Origin of the sequence: Butyrivibrio sp. AE3004, assembly GCF_000703165.1 — a bacterium.
Taxonomy (GTDB): domain Bacteria; phylum Bacillota; class Clostridia; order Lachnospirales; family Lachnospiraceae; genus Butyrivibrio.
The window spans coordinates 3,425,931-3,443,658 of the sequence record NZ_JNLQ01000002.1; the positions used below are offsets into that span (position 1 = coordinate 3,425,931).

Genomic DNA, 17,728 nt, shown 5'->3' on the forward strand with positions numbered 1-17,728 from the left:
GTATAGCATAATTGAGATTAGGTGGACCTTTGACGGAGTGATAGCATGGTAAAAAAATAAAAATCGATATGGTAAAATGATATATAACTAATATTTTCTTTAATAAGGGGGCTTATATGGGTAATACGTTTTATTTCGAGTTTGAACCGATATTGATGCAATGGTTCCAGGGTGTCCTTGGAGAGAAAGGTGCCTTGGTTTTATCCCAATTTTCCGCGTTAGGAGAAGAATTTATAATACTACTTGTCATGGGATTTTTGTATTGGTGCTACGATAAAAAAATTGGAATATATGTAGCTACTAATGCATTGATAGGTACTACATTAAATCCTATGATAAAAAATGTTTTCCTAAGGCGTCGTCCATATATGGTACATGATGGTGTAAAGTGCTTCAGACCGGTAGATAAATCGGCAGATATTTATGATATAGCAGCGCAGGGGTATTCATTTCCGAGTGGGCATTCCACGAATTCAGTTGTAGTATATGGGTCTGTCGCTAAGTTTCTTAGAAATAAAGTACTTACCATTCTGGCTTTTGTGTTGCCATTACTTGTAGGAATTTCCAGGGTTGCGGTGGGAGTTCATTATCCTACAGATGTAATATGCGGATGGCTTTCAGGTGTGCTTGTTGTGTTTTTTATTCCTTTTATATATGAAAAAGCAGGTGAAGAAAAAAGACCTCTGCTTAATCTGATAGTATTTGCCGTTTCGGCGGTAGGATTTTTCTACTGCAGGACGACAGACTATTTTACCGCAATGGGACTTATGGGAGGATTCTTTCTTGCCATAGAATTTGAAAAACGGTTTGTGAATTTTGAAGAAACCAGAAGACCTGTCGAAATTGTGCTTAGAATAGTAGGAGGTTTTGCTGTATATCTGGTACTGAATACACTTTTAAAACTTCCTTTTTCAAAATATTTTCTTCAATCGGACACTATGGGATCTTTCATGGTAAGGTTCATCCGATATATGATAGTATCATTTGTAATGATGGGCGTGTATCCCGTGCTATTTAAGGTTTTTGAGAAAAGTAGACTGGCACAAAAAATTTAAGAATGATACAAAATAAAATGTGTATGTATACTCTTGACTTTTTTTCTTCTTCTAAATAAAATAATGCTTAATTGAAAAGAAAAAGCTATGACGAAGACAGTATGTATATATGGAAAGCTGCAGAGAGCCTGCGGGTGGTGCGAGCAGGTGCAAGTACAGAATGCAGAAAATCACTTCCGAGCTGCATAACTGAAAGGTAATTGTTTAGTACAGGATAAGAACTGCCATATTAAGTAGGTTATGACGGAATCTCCCCGTTACGGAGAAACATATAAAAGCTTAGTGCGGAGTATGCGTAAACAGGTGGTACAGCGAGTTCAGGCTCGTCCTTTTTACAAGGACGGGCCTTTTATAATTCTGAAAGGAGTTTCAAATGTATAAGAAGGTTGACACTGATATGAATTTTGTCGCTCGTGAAAAAGAGATCGAGAAATTCTGGAAAGATCAGGACATTTTCCAGAAGAGCGTAGATACCAGAAGCAAGGGCGATATGTATATGTTCTATGACGGACCGCCGACCGCAAACGGTAAGCCACATATCGGACATGTTCTTACTCGTGCGATCAAGGATATGATTCCGAGATACCGCACAATGAAGGGGTATACAGTTCCCCGTAAAGCAGGTTGGGACACACATGGTCTTCCCGTTGAGCTTGAGGTAGAAAAGCTTCTTGGACTTGATGGAAAAGAGCAGATTGAAGAATACGGAATGGAACCTTTCATCAAAAAGTGTAAGGAATCTGTATGGAAATATAAGGGAATGTGGGAAGATTTCTCAGGTACAGTAGGATTTTGGGCTGACATGGATCATCCTTACATCACTTATGATGATAATTTTATCGAGTCTGAGTGGTGGGCTCTTAACGAAATCTGGAAAAAAGGTCTTCTTTACAAGGGCTTCAAGGTAGTTCCCTACTGCCCTCGTTGTGGCACACCTCTTTCATCTCACGAGGTTGCGCAGGGATACAAGACTCTTAAAGAGCGCACAGCTGTAGTACGTTTCAAGGTTAAGGGAGAGGATGCATACTTCCTTGCATGGACAACAACTCCCTGGACACTTCCTTCAAACATCGGTCTTTGTGTAAACCCTGATGAAAAGTATGTGAAGGTTAAGGCAGCAGACGGCTTTACCTATTATCTTGCAGAAGCACTTGCTGATAATGTACTCGGAAGCCTTGCCAAGGAAGAAGGCGAGAAAGCTTATGAAGTACTTGAGTCTTATGTAGGAACAGATCTTGAATATAAAGAATATGAGCCTCTTTATCAGTGTGCTGCTGACGAAACAGAGAAACAGCATAAGAAGGCATTCTTTATTTATTGTGATAACTATGTAACCATGTCAGATGGTACAGGTATTGTTCATATAGCTCCTGCATTCGGTGAAGATGATGCTCGTGTAGGTAGAAAATATGACGCTCCCCTTGTACAGATGGTTGATGGTGAAGGTAGATTAAAGCCTGAGACTCCTTTTGCAGGTATGCGTTGCAAACCTACTCAGAAGGAAATGGATGAGGGTGCTATCAGTGCTGATCCCGAGGTATTAAAAGACCTTGATGGCAGAAACCTTCTTTTCTCAGCACCTAAAATGGAGCATGATTATCCGCACTGCTGGAGATGTGGTACACCGCTTCTTTACTATGCGCGTTCATCATGGTTCATCAAGGTTACAGAGGTTAAGGATGACCTTATCAGAAACAACCAGGAGATTAACTGGGTTCCGGAATCTATTGGTAAGGGACGTTTTGGTGACTGGCTTGAAAATATTCAGGACTGGGGCATCTCACGTGACAGATACTGGGGTACACCTCTTAATATCTGGGAGTGCGATGACTGCGGTCACCAGCTTTCAGTAGGATCAAGAAAAGAGCTTGCTGAACTTTCAGGTGATCCTTCTGCTGAGACTACAGAGCTTCACAGACCTTATATTGATAAATTTGAGATCACATGTCCTAAGTGCGGAAAGAAGATGCACAGAGTAAAGGAAGTTATCGACTGCTGGTTTGATTCCGGAGCAATGCCTTTCGCTCAGCTCCACTATCCTTTTGAAAATAAGGAGCTCTTTGAGAAGCAGTTCCCCGCTCAGTTTATTTCAGAAGCTGTAGACCAGACAAGAGGTTGGTTCTACTCACTTCACGCTGAAGCAACTCTTCTTTTCAATAAGCCTGCATTTAAAAATGTTATAGTACTCGGCCTTGTGCAGGATGAGAATGGACAGAAGATGAGTAAGTCAAAGGGCAACGCTGTTGATCCTTTTGAGGCTCTTGAGAAATACGGTGCAGATGCCATCAGATGGTATTTTTATACAAATTCTGCGCCTTGGCTGCCTTCCAGATTTGCAGGTAAGACAGTACAGGAGGGTCAGAGAAAGTTCCTTGGAACACTTTGGAATACCTACGCATTCTTCGTACTTTATGCAAACATTGATGGATTTGATGCATCCAAGTACACACTTGAGAAGGACAAGCTTACAGTAATGGATAAGTGGATTCTTTCCAAGATGAATACGATGATTGGCGAAGTTGATAAGAACCTTGAAAATTATAGAATTCCTGAAGCAGGAAAAGCACTTGATGCTTTTGTTGATGATCTTTCAAACTGGTATGTAAGAAGAAGCCGTGAGCGTTTCTGGGCTAAGGGAATGGAGCAGGATAAGATTTCTGCATACATGACACTTTACACAGCACTTGTAAATGTATGTAAGGCAGCAGCTCCTATGGTGCCTTTCATGACAGAGTCTATTTATCAGAACCTGGTAAGAACAAGCGATGCTTCAGCACCTGAGTCAATTCATCTCTGTGACTTCCCTACAGTTGATGAGAGCTTCATCGACAAGGACCTTGAGGAGAACATGGATGAAGTACTTCAGATTGTTGTTCTTGGACGCGCCTGCCGTAATGCAGCAGCAATCAAGAATCGTCAGCCTATCGGACAGATGTATGTTAAGGCTGAGAAGTCAGTTTCTGAGTTCTATCAGGAGATTATTGAGGACGAGCTTAATGTTAAGAAGGTTATCTTTGCTGACGATGTAAGAGATTTCACTACCTACACCTTTAAGCCTCAGCTTAAGACAGTAGGACCTAAGTACGGTAAGGTACTCGGCGGAATTAAAGAATACTTGGGTTCACTTGATGGAAATAATGCTATGGATGAGCTTAAAGCTAACGGTGCTCTTAAATTTGAAGTTAACGGTACAGCAGTTGAGCTTACAGAGGATGACCTGCTTATTGATATGGCTCAAAAGGAAGGCTTTGAGAGTACAGAGGATCACGGAATAACCGTTGTTCTTGATACAAATCTCTCTGAGGAGCTTCTTAACGAAGGCTTTATGTATGAAGTAATCAGTAAGGTTCAGACAATGCGTAAGGATTCAGGCTTCGAGGTTATGGATCACATCAAGTTATCTGTAAACGGTAACGATAAGATTGCGCAGATTGTTAAGGATAATGCTGAAACAATTTCAACAAAGGTACTTGCAACAGAGCTTATTTACGACAGTAATGTAGCTAATGCCAAGGAATGGGATATCAACGGCGAGAAGGTAACAATTGGCGTTGAGAAAATCTGAATGTCTACAAAATAGAAAGGTTCCCGAAAACTTGTTGTAGAATGCGGGACTTGCCGGAAAATAACATATAATAAAAGACAAATGATCTCTTTTTGTATAAACTAATGATTAATACGAAAAGGGGTCATTTGTTTATTTTTTATAATAATGATGTGGGTGTCAAAAGTATAGAAACACCCTAAAAATGCACATTGATAACTGAATAAAGCTATGTTTTAGTGCTGATCTGCGGTAAAATATTAGTATCAAATCCAGTATTTAACGAGGTTTCAGCCATGTCATTCATCTTAAATGATCATCAGCAAGTGTCTCTTTTTGATTCTCTTACATTTCTCTCAGAAAGAAAACAGAAGATGCTTGAAAGTTCATGGGCTCATCAGTTTTCGCAAGAGATCTTTGTAAACATCAATGAGATGCTGTTTGCTCCATTATACAGCAGTAGTACCAACTCAAGACCAAACGCTCCAATAAATGTTATCGTTGGCGCAATGATGCTTGCTGAGTTCAATGGCATTTCTGAGGATGAGATGATCGAAACCATGGAGTTTGATTTCCGTTATCAGTATGCTCTTCATACTACCAGCTTTGAGAAGCAGCCAATCAGTGACAGGACTTTCAGCCGTTTCCGTGAAAGAGTCTCAGCTTATGAACTTGTGACTGGTATCGACCTTGTTCATGAGTGTATGGTTTCGCTTTCTGATCATATCTGCAAGTTCATGGACTTAAACCCTAACATTAGACGTATGGACAGTATGATGATTGAGTCTAACATCAAGAAGATGGGACGTCTGGAACTGTTGTATACCTGCTTGTCAAATCTTGTAGCAAGCCTTAAACGAGGCGGTTACAATGACAAGATCAAAGGGTTGGAAGCTTATGCGGATCCTAACAACAGGAATCGTGTCGTATATTACGAAAAGGATATCCCTCAGTCAGAACGGATTCAAAAAGTAATCGATGATGCGGTCAAACTTCTTCCAACATGTAAGGATACCCATGGAGAAACCACTGACTATCAACTGCTTGAAAGAGCAATCTCAGAACAGACCAAGGATGATGGCAATGGCCATATCATTCCGAAAGATAAAGGTGAAATGAATGCCACTATTCTTCAGAATCCAGCTGATCCGGAGGCAACCTTCAGAAGTAAGGCTGGTAAAGAGCACCGCGGATATGTAGCCAATCTCACAGAAACTGTTGGTGAAAATGGATCCATTATCACAGACTACCAGTATGATGTGAATACCAGAAGTGATGCATCATTCATCAAGGAATACATCGACAACCAGGAAGAATCTCCTGAAGCTATAGCGCTTATAACCGATGGAGCTTATGACAGCCATGAGATAAAAATGCAGGCTGCTAAAAAAGGCATTGCAGTTTTCTCAACAGGCCTTATTGGTAAACAACCAAATCCTATACTTGCTGAATTTGAGATCACAACTGAAGGTACGGTATCAAAATGTCCTGCTGGAAATGTTCCAAAGAGCACTTCTTACATAAAACAGACAAACAGCGCACGAGTATCTTTCACAAGAGAAACATGTGAAAACTGTCCGCACCGATGTGAATGCAATCCGAAGCTGAAGAAGCGGACTGCCACAATGGTTATATCCTTAAACTCCAGAAAACGTTTGTTAGGATCTTTGGAGATTCTGGATGATGATACCAGAAATAAAATCGGCAGAATCAGGAACGGTGTAGAGACTTCACCGTCAATCCTCAGAAATAAATATGGCGTTGATAAAATGCCTGTCCGTGGAAAGCTAAAGACAAAATACCGCTTTGGCTTTAAAGTTGGTGCCCAAAATTTCGCCAAACTGATGCGGTTTATTAAAGGTAAATCGAAATGCCGGGCATTGGTTATGGAATGACGGTAATAAAGGGGATGAATATGCTCCTCAATAAGGAAATCTGTCATCAAACATAGTTTTATTCAGTTATCAATGTTCAAAATACATGTCAAGGTCACGTATAAATGTGACTTTTGGCACCTACATCATAATAATTCTTTTAATGTTAGATGGGCCGGAGGAGTTTATGGAATTTCTGAAAACACTTAAGCAAAATAAAGAAAGGATCATATGTGCATATATATTTGTGCTTGTTTATTTTGGTATAGACAGAACTATAGAATATGCCACTGACTCTTATGCTGCGCTTATGATGGATGATAACTGGAAAGTTAAGGTATATGATAACGGGAGGGTTCTTCAGGGGTTATTGTATTACGTTATAGAACAATTTCATCTTTCAGCAGGGCTTAAATATCAGATCTCATATTTGACCGCATTTTTGTTTTTGGGACTATCTGTATATTTTCTCTCATCTGTTATAAAAAAATATGTAAAAGGCGATACTCTTTCGGTTTTTATCGCGTTTATTACTATAGTAAATCCTTTCTTTGTAGATTTTTTCTTGTTTATTGAAAAAGGAATGTTCTGCTTTGTTATATTTTTAAATGTATTTGCTTTTTCACTTACTGCAGAACTTTTTACTAATGAAGATAGCAGGCAGAAGACATATACGGCTAAAAAGAAAGCTATTTTATCGGTAATTGTCCTTGTCAGTCTTTTGATTTCAGTACTTATGTATCAGACTCTGATTTCGCTGTATGTAGTTCTCTGTATTGTTGTCATAGCTTTAAATACAGAAAAATTCATACAGAAAAATATTTATATAGGCTTTATGTATGCCATTCCAATGTTAGTGGCATTTTTACTTGCCAGATTTGTGTATCCTGTGGAAAGGCTATCACAAAGAGAAAGCCTTAAGGAAGCGGCCTTGGCTGTATTTGATTCTATAGAAGGTATAAGCATGGAGGAGTTTTCCTATCTTGGTAAAGGAAGCTTCGGTGTATGGCTATTGATTCTGGCTATCATTGTAATTCTTTTCCTTGCGCTATGTGAAAAGTGCCGTCTAAAGCATTTTTTGTGTATAGGATATATGACTTTAGGATGCGTAGTAATAAGCTTTGCAGTGATTTTTTTTAATAATTCGGATGTTTCTCCTAGAGTTATTTACAGCTATGGTTCGCTTTTTGGCATGATTCTTGTCTATGTCCTTGGCCAATCACAAAATGATATTAGTAGGGGAAGGGCATCAAATGCCATAAAGATTTTTTCATATCTTCTTATTGCATCATTATTATTGACGGAATATACGGTATTTCAGAAGTGTTTCATCGAGCGATACAGATGTAATCAGGCGGACCTTTATCTGTGTAATATAATCGGTGAAAAAATAAAAGAATACGAGCATGAGACGGGTAATACCATTGATACACTTTGCTACTACAGTGATATGGCAAGATGCTGGCAGGATTCCGGATATGAAAAAACAACCACCAGCGTCAGGGCGCAGGCTACGGGCTGGAGCAGGACATATTCGCTTAATTATTACCTTGGAACACAATATAAGGAGGGCGAGCCGGATCCTAAGCTCTTAGATTATTTTAAAGGCATAAACTGGGATACATATTCGGATGAACAGCTTATATTTGACGGCAATATTCTGCATATATGTATTTATTAAGAAAATATCAATGAATTTATGAATCACGTAATTTATAAATCAAATTCTTTATTATTGAGTTCAAAAATTTTATAGTTTTTTATTTATCCTTAAGTCCGACTAAAGTATATCTTCACTTTTGTATTTTACACTTTATATGTAGGGATTCTTTAATAGCAGATATTCTAATTTGCTGGTTTCTGAGTGTTGGGAGAAGATATATGATGAGGAACAAGGTATTTCGAAAAGTCAAAGAACAAGTCACTATTTTTCTATCGATTATTTTATGTGCAAGCTTTTTAGCTGCTTCAAGCACGGATTTTGCGATTTCCTCAAAAGCTGCATCACAGAAGAAGTATGTGAAAGCATGCATTGACGAAAATGTGAAGGTGCTATTTATCGGAGACTCGAGAACTGTGGATATGTTTAGCGCCGAAAAATCTGAAATAAATGGGAAGGTATATAACAATATCACTGTTTATGCACAGGATGGTGCTACTTGCGGATACCTTAAAAAGACTCTGAAAAAGGTAGATTTAAAAAAATATGATGTCGTAGTTTCCTGGATGGGAGCAAATGACCATGGTAATTTTGATAAGTATTCTTCTTTGTACAAAAAGCTGAATAAGAAGAAAGACCTGAATCTGGTTCTATGCACCATTGGTTTTTCGGATAACGGAAAACTTGGAGATTTGGGTGATTGCCTTTATTATAATGATGGAATCATGCAGAGATTTAATAAGGGTTTAAATAAATGGGCCAAAAAGAATGATGTGGAAACCATAAATCTTTACTCTTATACAAAAAAGCATGTCAGAGCAAGAGATAATAATGGTGTTCACTATGTACCGAATCCAACTGTTGATCTGTGGAATTACACTGTAAAGCAGATTATAAAAAAGGTTGATGAATTAGGAATTAACCGTGAAGAAGGTATAGAAAACCCGGATTTGTTAATTAAATAAGCATGTTAATAATCCCCGAAGCAGATGCTTCGGGGATTTTGTTATGCTTTAAAGTAAGTTTTCTTCTTTGACGATTTTTACGATTCTGCTAGTTCCAAGTCTGTCGGCGCCAAGCTCCATGAATTTTTCAGCATCAGCTATGCTTCCGATTCCACCTGCAGCTTTCATCTTTACGTCAGGACCGATGTGCTTAGCAAAAAGAGCAATATCATCGAATGTGGCACCTGCGGTTGAGAAACCGGTAGAAGTCTTTATATAATCAGCTTTGGCTTCTGTTACAAGTTCACACATTTTAATCTTTTCATCATCGGTAAGAAGGCATGTTTCAATGATTACTTTGAGGATGTTATTTCCACAGGCTGCTTTGATTTCCTTAATTTCATTAAGCACATAATCGTAATTTTTAGCTTTGAGTTCACCAATATTGATAACCATATCTATTTCATCTGCTCCGTTTTCAAGAGCATCTTTTGTTTCAAAAACCTTTGTAGCGGTTGTCATGTTACCGTTAGGAAAGCCTATTACTGTGCAAAGCTGAACCTTATCACCCACATAATCTTTCGCTCTTTTGATATAGCAGGGAGGAATGCAGATTGATGCAGTATTATATTTGATAGCATCATCGGCGATTTCCTTTATCTGATCCCAGGTTGCTTCCTGTTTTAAAAGTGTATGATCACAGTGGTTAAGTATTTCTTTTATATCCATATTTATCTCCTTTTTTTGAAAATGATATCCCGGTCAGCTATTTGCTAAAAACCGGGATAACCATAAGTATTGTTATCTTTGGCCCTTATCATAAGGGATACCTTCTGCTTTAGGTGCTCGTGAATTCTTGGAAGTAAATGCAAGTACGAGTAGTGAAATCACATAAGGCATAATATTATATACGGTTCCGGAAATCGGAAGTGCGTGCAGGAAACCAATTCCCATATAAACGTTTGACAGTGATCTGAAGACTGCAAACAATATAGCTGACCATGCAATTCTTTCAGGTTTCCACTGACCAAAGATCATAACAGCAAGTGATAGGAAGCCGGCGCCTGCAACACCATAATCAAAGTGCCAGGTTGAGTTTGCGGCAGCAATATAAATAATGCCTCCGATTCCTGCAAGAAAACCGGAAATAAGAACTCCCGAATATCTCATGGCATACACGCTGATACCTACTGATTCGGCAGCCTGAGGATGTTCACCGCATGCACGAAGTCTGAGCGCAAACTTTGTTTTGTAGAACATAATGATTGCGACTATCAGAAGAATAGCAGCTACGACTACAAACCAGCTAAGTTGAATCCCGAAAAGATTGAATACGAAAGCATCGTGACCTTTTACGTAATCAAGCTTAGCAGAGAAATCAGTTCCGTTTGAACGGGCAGTGTTAAATGCTTTTACAATAACAGTAGCAGCTGCGGTAGCCAGCATGTTAAGAGCCGTACCGATAAGAGTCTGATCAGCGTTAAAGTTTATACATGCAACAGCAATAAGTAATGATGAAACCATGCCTGCTGCAGCGGCAGCAAGGAGTGTCAGGCAAATGAGAGTAGCCTTGGGTGTGCCTGCAGGAAGAAGAACCATTACCATGGCTCCTGACATTGCTCCGAAAACCATGATTCCTTCAAGACCAAGGTTGATAATTCCGCTTCGCTCAGAAAACATACCGCCAAGAGCGACAAGGATCAATACAGCGGAGAAAATAAGTGTGTACTGAATTAATAATCCCATACTCACACCTCCTTCTTGTCAGCCGTATTGTCAGCGGCATCGGTTTTATCGTCAGATTTGGGAGGAACAGATGTTGTTCCTGGGGTGCTGACAGGCTTTGTTATAATTGTCTTGAAGAAAAGAACAAAACCGCAAAGATAAATAATGATGGCAATCATCAGATCCGCAACCTGAGGATTGTAATAATTTGTATTAAGATACTGACCTCCAAGGGTTATGTACTCAACAAAGAAACCTGCAAAGATTGAACCTATAGGATTGAGTCCTCCGAGGAATGCTACAGCTATTCCGGAGAAGCCCATGCCGGGTACTGAGGAAGCAATCTTATAATGCTCAATTCCTGTAAGGTAGTAAAGACCTGCTGCAAGACCTGCAATAGCACCGGAAATGACAAGACTTAGAATGACATTTCTTTTTGCATTCATTCCTGCATACTTTGCAGCATCTTTACTGTGACCGGTTGCTTTTAATTCGTAACCAAAGGTTGTTTTATTAAGTACAAAAAGTATTACGATAGCAACAATAACTGTAAGAGGAACAGCAATTGTAACATACTTATTTTTACCGAAGAAATCTGCAATGAATGTAGGAAGAAGACCGGCCGGATTTTTTCCTCCTATATCGTAGGTCTCTGATTTTGTAGTGTTCATACAAATTTTATTGCCAAGAATGATGTTGCAGATATAGAGAGATATCCAGTTAAGCATGATTCCTGCAATAACTTCGTTTACGTTGCAATATGCTTTGAAGAATCCGCATATAGCACCCCAAACAGCCCCTGCAGCTATAGCTGCAAGCAGGCAGAAAAACCAGTTCCACTGAAGTGCCAGAGCAGTATAAAGACTTGCGATAATTCCAACTGTATACTGACCTGCGCATCCGATGTTGAAAAGACCGGTTTTGTAAGCGAACAGAATTGCTTCTGCACAAAGTATTACCGGAACCGATTTAACAAGTGTGGATCCAAAGTAATACATAAGATTGGTTTTGTTATTTGCATATTTGAAGAAGTTTTTCAGAATCGCAAACATACCTTCAGCTGCGTGTTCGGGGTTCATCATAAGTAAGATGATATAGCCGAGGATAATACCTAATACAGCACAGAGAACGGAAGCTAAAAGTGTCTGAAATCCAGGGTTTTGAAAAAAACTTTTTTTCTCTTCCACGGTTATGCCTCCTTTCTCGTATCACGTTTTGCGCCTGACATGTAAAGACCAAGTTCCTGAAGAGTGGTTGTCTTGGGATCTACTTCACCGACTATTTCACCTTCATACATTACCAGTATTCTGTCTGAGAGATTCATAACCTCATCAAGTTCCAGAGAAACAAGGAGAATAGCGCTGCCGGAATCACGTTCTTTAACGATAGCCTCGTGGATATTTTCTATAGCACCTACATCAAGACCTCTTGTGGGCTGTACAGCAATAAGGAGTTTATGCTCTCTGTCTATTTCTCTTGCGGCGATTGCCTTCTGCTGATTACCACCGGACATAGCACGTACAATTGTAGTGGCACCCTGACCGGAGCGGACATCGAACCTGGCAGCAAGCGTGTCAGAGTATTTTCTCATTTCAGCTTTTTTAAGAATTCCGTTGCTGGAAAACTGAGGCTCGAAATATCTTTGAAGAATCATGTTTTCTTCAAGTGTGTAGTCAAGAACCAGACCGTGCTTATGCCTGTCTTCGGGAATGTGGCTGATTCCATGGGTACTCTTGTATCTGATGGACTTTTTGGTAATATCATCTCCGCATAGAGTTATCTTACCGCTTTCTATGTCGTCAAGGCCAGTAAGGGCACCGACAAATTCTGTTTGACCGTTACCATCAATACCTGCGATACATACTATTTCTCCAGCACGCACATTAAAGGAAACATTGTGAACAGAGTCTTTGTTGTGGAGCTTACTCTTTACACATACGTTTTCAACTTTAAGAACTTCTTCTTTTGGCTGAGCAGGTGCTTTATCAACCGCAAATTTAACGTTACGTCCTACCATCATTGAAGACAATTCTTCCTTTGTGGTGTTCTTTACATCAACGGTTCCGATGTATTTACCCTTTCTAAGGATAGAACATCTGTCAGCTACTGCCATAATTTCATTTAGCTTATGGGTTATAAATAGAATAGATTTTCCCTCAGCTGCAAGATCCTTCATGATTTTCATGAGCTCATCAATTTCCTGAGGGGTGAGGACAGCAGTAGGCTCATCGAAAATAAGAATCTCATTATCCCTGTAAAGCATCTTGAGAATCTCAACACGCTGCTGCATTCCGACGGTAATATCCTCGATCAGTGCATCGGGATCTACCTTGAGATTGTATTTGTTCGACAGATCAATAACTTTTTTTCTTGCATCTGCCTTGGTGAGGAAACCAAATTTGCTTGGTTCCGAACCAAGAATAATGTTATCAAGTACTGAAAAAATATCAACGAGCATGAAATGCTGATGGACCATTCCTATGCCAAGTGCTGTAGCATCATTCGGATTATTGATTTTTACTTCTTTGCCATCTTTTTTTATAACACCCATCTCAGGGGTATAGTGGCCAAAAAGCACGCTCATCAGAGTGGATTTTCCAGCACCGTTCTCACCAAGCAGTGCATGGATCTCTCCGCGCTTTAACTGCAAAGTAATATCATCATTTGCAATTATGCCGGGGAATTTCTTAGTGATATGCAACATTTCAATTACATAATCTTCCATAGGGCACACCTTTCTATATTAAGTGATTTATAGAATAATTTTATCATAAAAGACATTAATTTAGTACAATCACATTATTTAATGAAGAATATAAACAAAATAAAAGGAGTTGACACGCTTTTGTGTGTCAACTCCTTAAAAAATCAGTCGGTTATTAAATAATAGAGTTTGGTAAGTTATAAATTAGTGGATGTTATCAAACTCAGTAACCTTGATATCTGTAGCAGGCATAGCCTCGATATCGCTTGAAACTGTGATGTCACCTGAATACATAGAAGCAACAAGTGTCTTGTAATCATCAATTGTGAAGTTTGTCATTGTCCATGTATCTGTAGGAAGCTGTACATAGTTAAGTGATACATCATCGCCTGATACAAGACCAAGGTTCTCAATCTTGCCAGCGTGCTTTGACCAATCACCGGCGAAGAGATCTGTAAGAGTTGAATTAACTGTTGCAGCAAGACCCTTCATTGCAGATGTTACGCAAAGACCTTCAACACCATACTGACCATCGATTGTGCCTGACTGGTCAACGTCAACACCAACAACCTTACCATTAACGCCTTCTTTGATAGCAGCTTCGCAAGCTGATGAGAAGATACCACCGCCGCAAGCGAATACGATTTCTGTGCCACCCTGATACCATGTATCCATAGTAGCTGTGATGGATTCATCACCGTAGAACTGTCCGCCGTATACATAGTTAACTTCAACGTCACCGGCATTGCCAAGATCCTTTGCAGCATCGTTAGCGCCCTGAACGAAACCAAAACCATAACGGATAACAGCAGGAACAGCCATACCGCCAAGGAAACCAAGCTTCTTGTAGCCTTCCTTAACTACAGCGTAGCCAGCCATGTAACCGGCAAGCTCTTCCTGATATGTGAATGAGCAAACGTTCTCAGGAAGTGTAGGCATACCAGCACCTTCGAAGTCACCCTCTGAGCAGTCAAGAGCGATGATTGTAACATCGGGGTTAGCTTCAGCAACGTTAGCGATCATGCCAGCGAAAAGATAGCCGGGAACGATGATTACATTAAAGCCATCAGCAACAGCGTTGTTGAAAGCTGCGATACGAGCCTCATCAGAGTCTTCTGTGGGCTTGTAGTACTGATAGTCAACACTGTTAGCTTCAGCAAATGCCTTTGAAGCTTCGTATGTTGTCTGGTTGAAAGACATATCTGTGATGTCTCCTGAGTCTGTGATCATTGCGATTTTTTTGTCAGATGTAGCAGTTGTGTCAGCAGCCTCGGTTGTCTCCTCAGTAGCTTCTGTTGTGTCAGCAGCTTCTGAAGTCTCTTCTGTAGATGTTTCCTCTACAGCTGTGTCAGCAGTGTCAGTTGTTGCAGATGATCCGCCACAAGCAACAAGGCTGAATGTGAGTGATGCTGTAAGCATCATTGCAAGTAACTTCTTCATAATGTTTTTCTCCCTTTCTTAAATAAAAATTTAAACATTAGAATTACTGTATGAAATTAATCATACATTACACTTCGCATTATAATCAAATATTCTATTTTTCACAAGTTAGATTATGTTTTTTTGTCGCTTTTGCTAGTTTTATGAGCGATATTACGTTATAATGAGAATGTATTCGACTGTTTCTTAGAGGAGGAAAATATGAAGAAAAAATCATTACCGTTTGATAAGGAACTTTTTAAAAGAAGCGTTTTATATAATGTAAAAACGTTGTATCGCAAGACAATTGAAGAAGCTAATCCACAGGAAATATTCCAGGCATCTGCTTATGCCATAAAGGATGCAATCGTTGATCACTGGATGACAACCCAGAAGGCTGCCAACGAACAGGATCCCAAGATTGTTTACTACATGTCAATGGAATTTCTCATGGGAAGAGCATTGGGAAACAACCTTATCAATCTGCAGGCATATAAACCTGTAAAAGAAGCGCTGGATGAACTTGGGGTGGATATTAATGTAATAGAGGATCAGGAGCCGGATCCCGCCCTTGGTAATGGTGGCCTTGGAAGACTTGCAGCATGCTTCCTTGACTCTCTGGCTTCCCTCGGGTATATGGCATATGGCTGTGGTATACGCTATAAATATGGAATGTTTAAACAGAAGATTAAGGATGGCTATCAGGTTGAAGCACCGGATAACTGGCTTGAATATGGTAATCCCTTTGAACTTAGACGCCCCGAATATACAAAAGAGGTTAAGTTTGGCGGATATGTAAACGTATTTGTGGATGACAGAGGCAGAAACATATTCCGTCAGGAGGGATATCAGTCTGTCAGAGCTGTTCCTTATGATCTTCCGATTGTAGGATACGGTAACGGAGTGGTAGATACTCTTAGAATTTGGGATGCTGAGCCTATTAACTGTTTTGAGCTTGACTCATTTGACAAGGGCGACTATCAGAAAGCTGTTGAGCAGGAAAATCTTGCAAGTCAGCTTTGTGAGGTGCTTTATCCGAATGATAATCATATAGCAGGTAAGGAACTGAGGTTAAAACAGCAGTATTTCTTTATCTCTGCTTCTGTTCAGACTGCACTTAAGAGATATTTAAGACACCATGATGATATCAGCAAGTTTTATGAAAAAGCTGTTTTTCAGTTAAATGATACTCATCCTACAGTTGCAGTGGCAGAACTTATGCGACTTCTTATGGACGAATATTATCTCCCGTGGGATACTGCATGGGATGTAACTATGAAGACCTGCTGCTATACTAATCACACAATCATGGCTGAAGCTCTTGAAAAATGGCCTATCGACCTTTTCCAGAGACTGCTTCCCAGAATTTATCAGATTGTGGATGAGATTAATAGAAGATTTGTAGATCAGATCATGAGGCAGTATTCAAATCTTCCAAGCATCGATGTACAGAGCAAGATCCGAAGCATGGCAATTCTCTATGATAACCAGGTAAAAATGGCGCATCTTGCCATCGTTGGAGGACATTCCGTAAATGGTGTTGCAAGACTTCATACGGAAATTCTTAAGAAGAGAGAACTTAAGGACTTCTATGAAATGTATCCTGCAAAGTTCAACAACAAGACAAACGGAATTACACAGAGACGTTTCCTTATGCATGCTAATCCGCTTCTGGCAGACTGGGTAACCGAAAAGGTCGGAGAAGACTGGATAACGGATCTCTCCCTTATAGCAGGTTTAAAGAAGCTTGCTGACGACAAGAAGGCACAAAAAGAATTCATGGAGATCAAGCTGGAAAACAAGAAACGTCTGGCTGCTTATATCCTGGAGCACAATGGAATTAAAGTTGATCCTACTTCCATATTTGATGTTCAGGTAAAACGACTTCATGAGTATAAGAGACAGCTCCTTAACATACTTCATGTAATGTATGTTTATGACACTTTGAAAGCTCATCCGGATATGGATTATACACCAAAGACATATATATTTGGCGCAAAGGCAGCAGCTGGTTACCAGACTGCAAAGCTTACAATAAAGCTGATAAATTCCGTAGCGGATGTTGTAAATAATGATCCTGATATAAAGGGTAAACTAAAGGTTGTTTTCATTGAAGATTACAAGGTATCCAATGCTGAGCTTATCTTTGCTGCAGCAGATATCTCAGAACAGATATCAACCGCAAGTAAAGAGGCATCCGGAACAGGAAACATGAAGATGATGCTCAACGGAGCAATTACACTTGGCACACTGGACGGTGCAAATGTTGAGATGCTTGAAGAGGTAGGAGAGGATAATATGTTTATCTTCGGACTCACCTCAGAAGAAGTTATCGCATATGAAAAGAACGGAGGATACAATCCCGGAGATATTTACAATAAGGACCCTAATGTAAAGAAGACACTGGATCACCTTGTTGACGGAACGTATTCACAGGATAGAGAGCTTTTCAGACCGCTGTTCAATTCTCTTCTTAATACGGTTAACTCAAATAAAGCTGACCAGTACTTTATTCTGAAGGATTTCGAGTCATATATTGAGGCTCAAAGAGCAATATCGGAAGCATACAGGGATGGAAAGAAATGGGCCAAGATGGCTATCCTTAATACAGCTTCCTGTGGTAAGTTCTCATCTGACAGAACAATTAAAGAATATGTTGATGAGATATGGCACATCGATAAACTTGATATGACCAAATAAAACTTAAGCCGGTTGGTGCAAAAAACCAACCGGCTTAATTATTTATTTTTTCATAAAAGATGCAGAAATATTAACTGTATTTTTAGAAATATCTGCATTTAAA

Annotated in this window: 11 protein-coding genes and 1 other annotated feature; of the genes, 6 read left to right on the forward strand and 5 right to left on the reverse strand. The window is 39.6% G+C overall.

Annotated features, from left to right (window positions below):
* Nucleotides 1-116 precede the first annotated feature (116 nt).
* The 5 genes from BV60_RS0117770 to BV60_RS0117790 all read left to right on the forward strand — a co-directional run bounded on the left by BV60_RS0117770 (nucleotide 117) and on the right by BV60_RS0117790 (nucleotide 9,098).
* Nucleotides 117-1,055 (forward strand): phosphatase PAP2 family protein, encoded by a 939-nt coding sequence (locus tag BV60_RS0117770; RefSeq protein ID WP_029323900.1) that lies wholly within the window; start codon nucleotides 117-119, stop codon nucleotides 1,053-1,055.
* A 78-nt stretch (nucleotides 1,056-1,133) separates the two neighbouring features.
* Nucleotides 1,134-1,389 (forward strand) — a binding site (T-box leader).
* Nucleotides 1,390-1,428: 39 nt separating this feature from the next.
* Complete coding sequence (ileS, locus tag BV60_RS0117775) at nucleotides 1,429-4,620, forward strand: isoleucine--tRNA ligase (RefSeq protein ID WP_029323901.1); 3,192 nt, start codon at nucleotides 1,429-1,431, stop codon at nucleotides 4,618-4,620.
* Between the two features lie 275 nt (nucleotides 4,621-4,895).
* A complete protein-coding gene (locus BV60_RS0117780) occupies nucleotides 4,896-6,494 on the forward strand; it encodes a transposase (RefSeq protein WP_029318998.1) in 1,599 nt (532 codons plus the stop codon).
* Nucleotides 6,495-6,660: 166 nt separating this feature from the next.
* Complete coding sequence (locus BV60_RS0117785; protein WP_029323902.1) at nucleotides 6,661-8,154, forward strand: glucosyltransferase domain-containing protein; 1,494 nt, start codon at nucleotides 6,661-6,663, stop codon at nucleotides 8,152-8,154.
* 200 nt (nucleotides 8,155-8,354) lie between these two features.
* A complete protein-coding gene (locus tag BV60_RS0117790) occupies nucleotides 8,355-9,098 on the forward strand; it encodes an SGNH/GDSL hydrolase family protein (protein WP_029323903.1) in 744 nt (247 codons plus the stop codon).
* Nucleotides 9,099-9,146: 48 nt separating this feature from the next.
* Here the strand turns inward: BV60_RS0117790 and deoC are convergent, their stop codons facing one another.
* The 5 genes from deoC to BV60_RS0117815 form a co-directional block, all read right to left on the reverse strand.
* Nucleotides 9,147-9,806 (reverse strand): deoxyribose-phosphate aldolase, encoded by a 660-nt coding sequence (gene deoC / locus BV60_RS0117795; RefSeq protein WP_029323906.1) that lies wholly within the window; start codon nucleotides 9,804-9,806, stop codon nucleotides 9,147-9,149.
* A 72-nt stretch (nucleotides 9,807-9,878) separates the two neighbouring features.
* Nucleotides 9,879-10,823 (reverse strand): ABC transporter permease, encoded by a 945-nt coding sequence (locus BV60_RS0117800; protein ID WP_029323907.1) that lies wholly within the window; start codon nucleotides 10,821-10,823, stop codon nucleotides 9,879-9,881.
* A 2-nt stretch (nucleotides 10,824-10,825) separates the two neighbouring features.
* On the reverse strand, nucleotides 10,826-11,989 hold the full coding sequence (locus BV60_RS0117805; RefSeq protein ID WP_081846745.1) for an ABC transporter permease: 1,164 nt from the start codon (nucleotides 11,987-11,989) through the stop codon (nucleotides 10,826-10,828).
* 2 nt (nucleotides 11,990-11,991) lie between these two features.
* The gene (locus tag BV60_RS0117810; protein ID WP_029323911.1) at nucleotides 11,992-13,527 is read right to left on the reverse strand and encodes an ABC transporter ATP-binding protein; all 1,536 of its coding nucleotides are present in this window, start codon (nucleotides 13,525-13,527) and stop codon (nucleotides 11,992-11,994) included.
* 183 nt (nucleotides 13,528-13,710) lie between these two features.
* On the reverse strand, nucleotides 13,711-14,946 hold the full coding sequence (locus tag BV60_RS0117815) for a BMP family lipoprotein (protein WP_035777313.1): 1,236 nt from the start codon (nucleotides 14,944-14,946) through the stop codon (nucleotides 13,711-13,713).
* 201 nt (nucleotides 14,947-15,147) lie between these two features.
* Here BV60_RS0117815 and BV60_RS0117820 point away from each other — a divergent pair, with 201 nt between their 5' ends.
* Nucleotides 15,148-17,625 (forward strand): glycogen/starch/alpha-glucan phosphorylase, encoded by a 2,478-nt coding sequence (locus BV60_RS0117820; protein WP_029323916.1) that lies wholly within the window; start codon nucleotides 15,148-15,150, stop codon nucleotides 17,623-17,625.
* Nucleotides 17,626-17,728 lie beyond the last annotated feature (103 nt).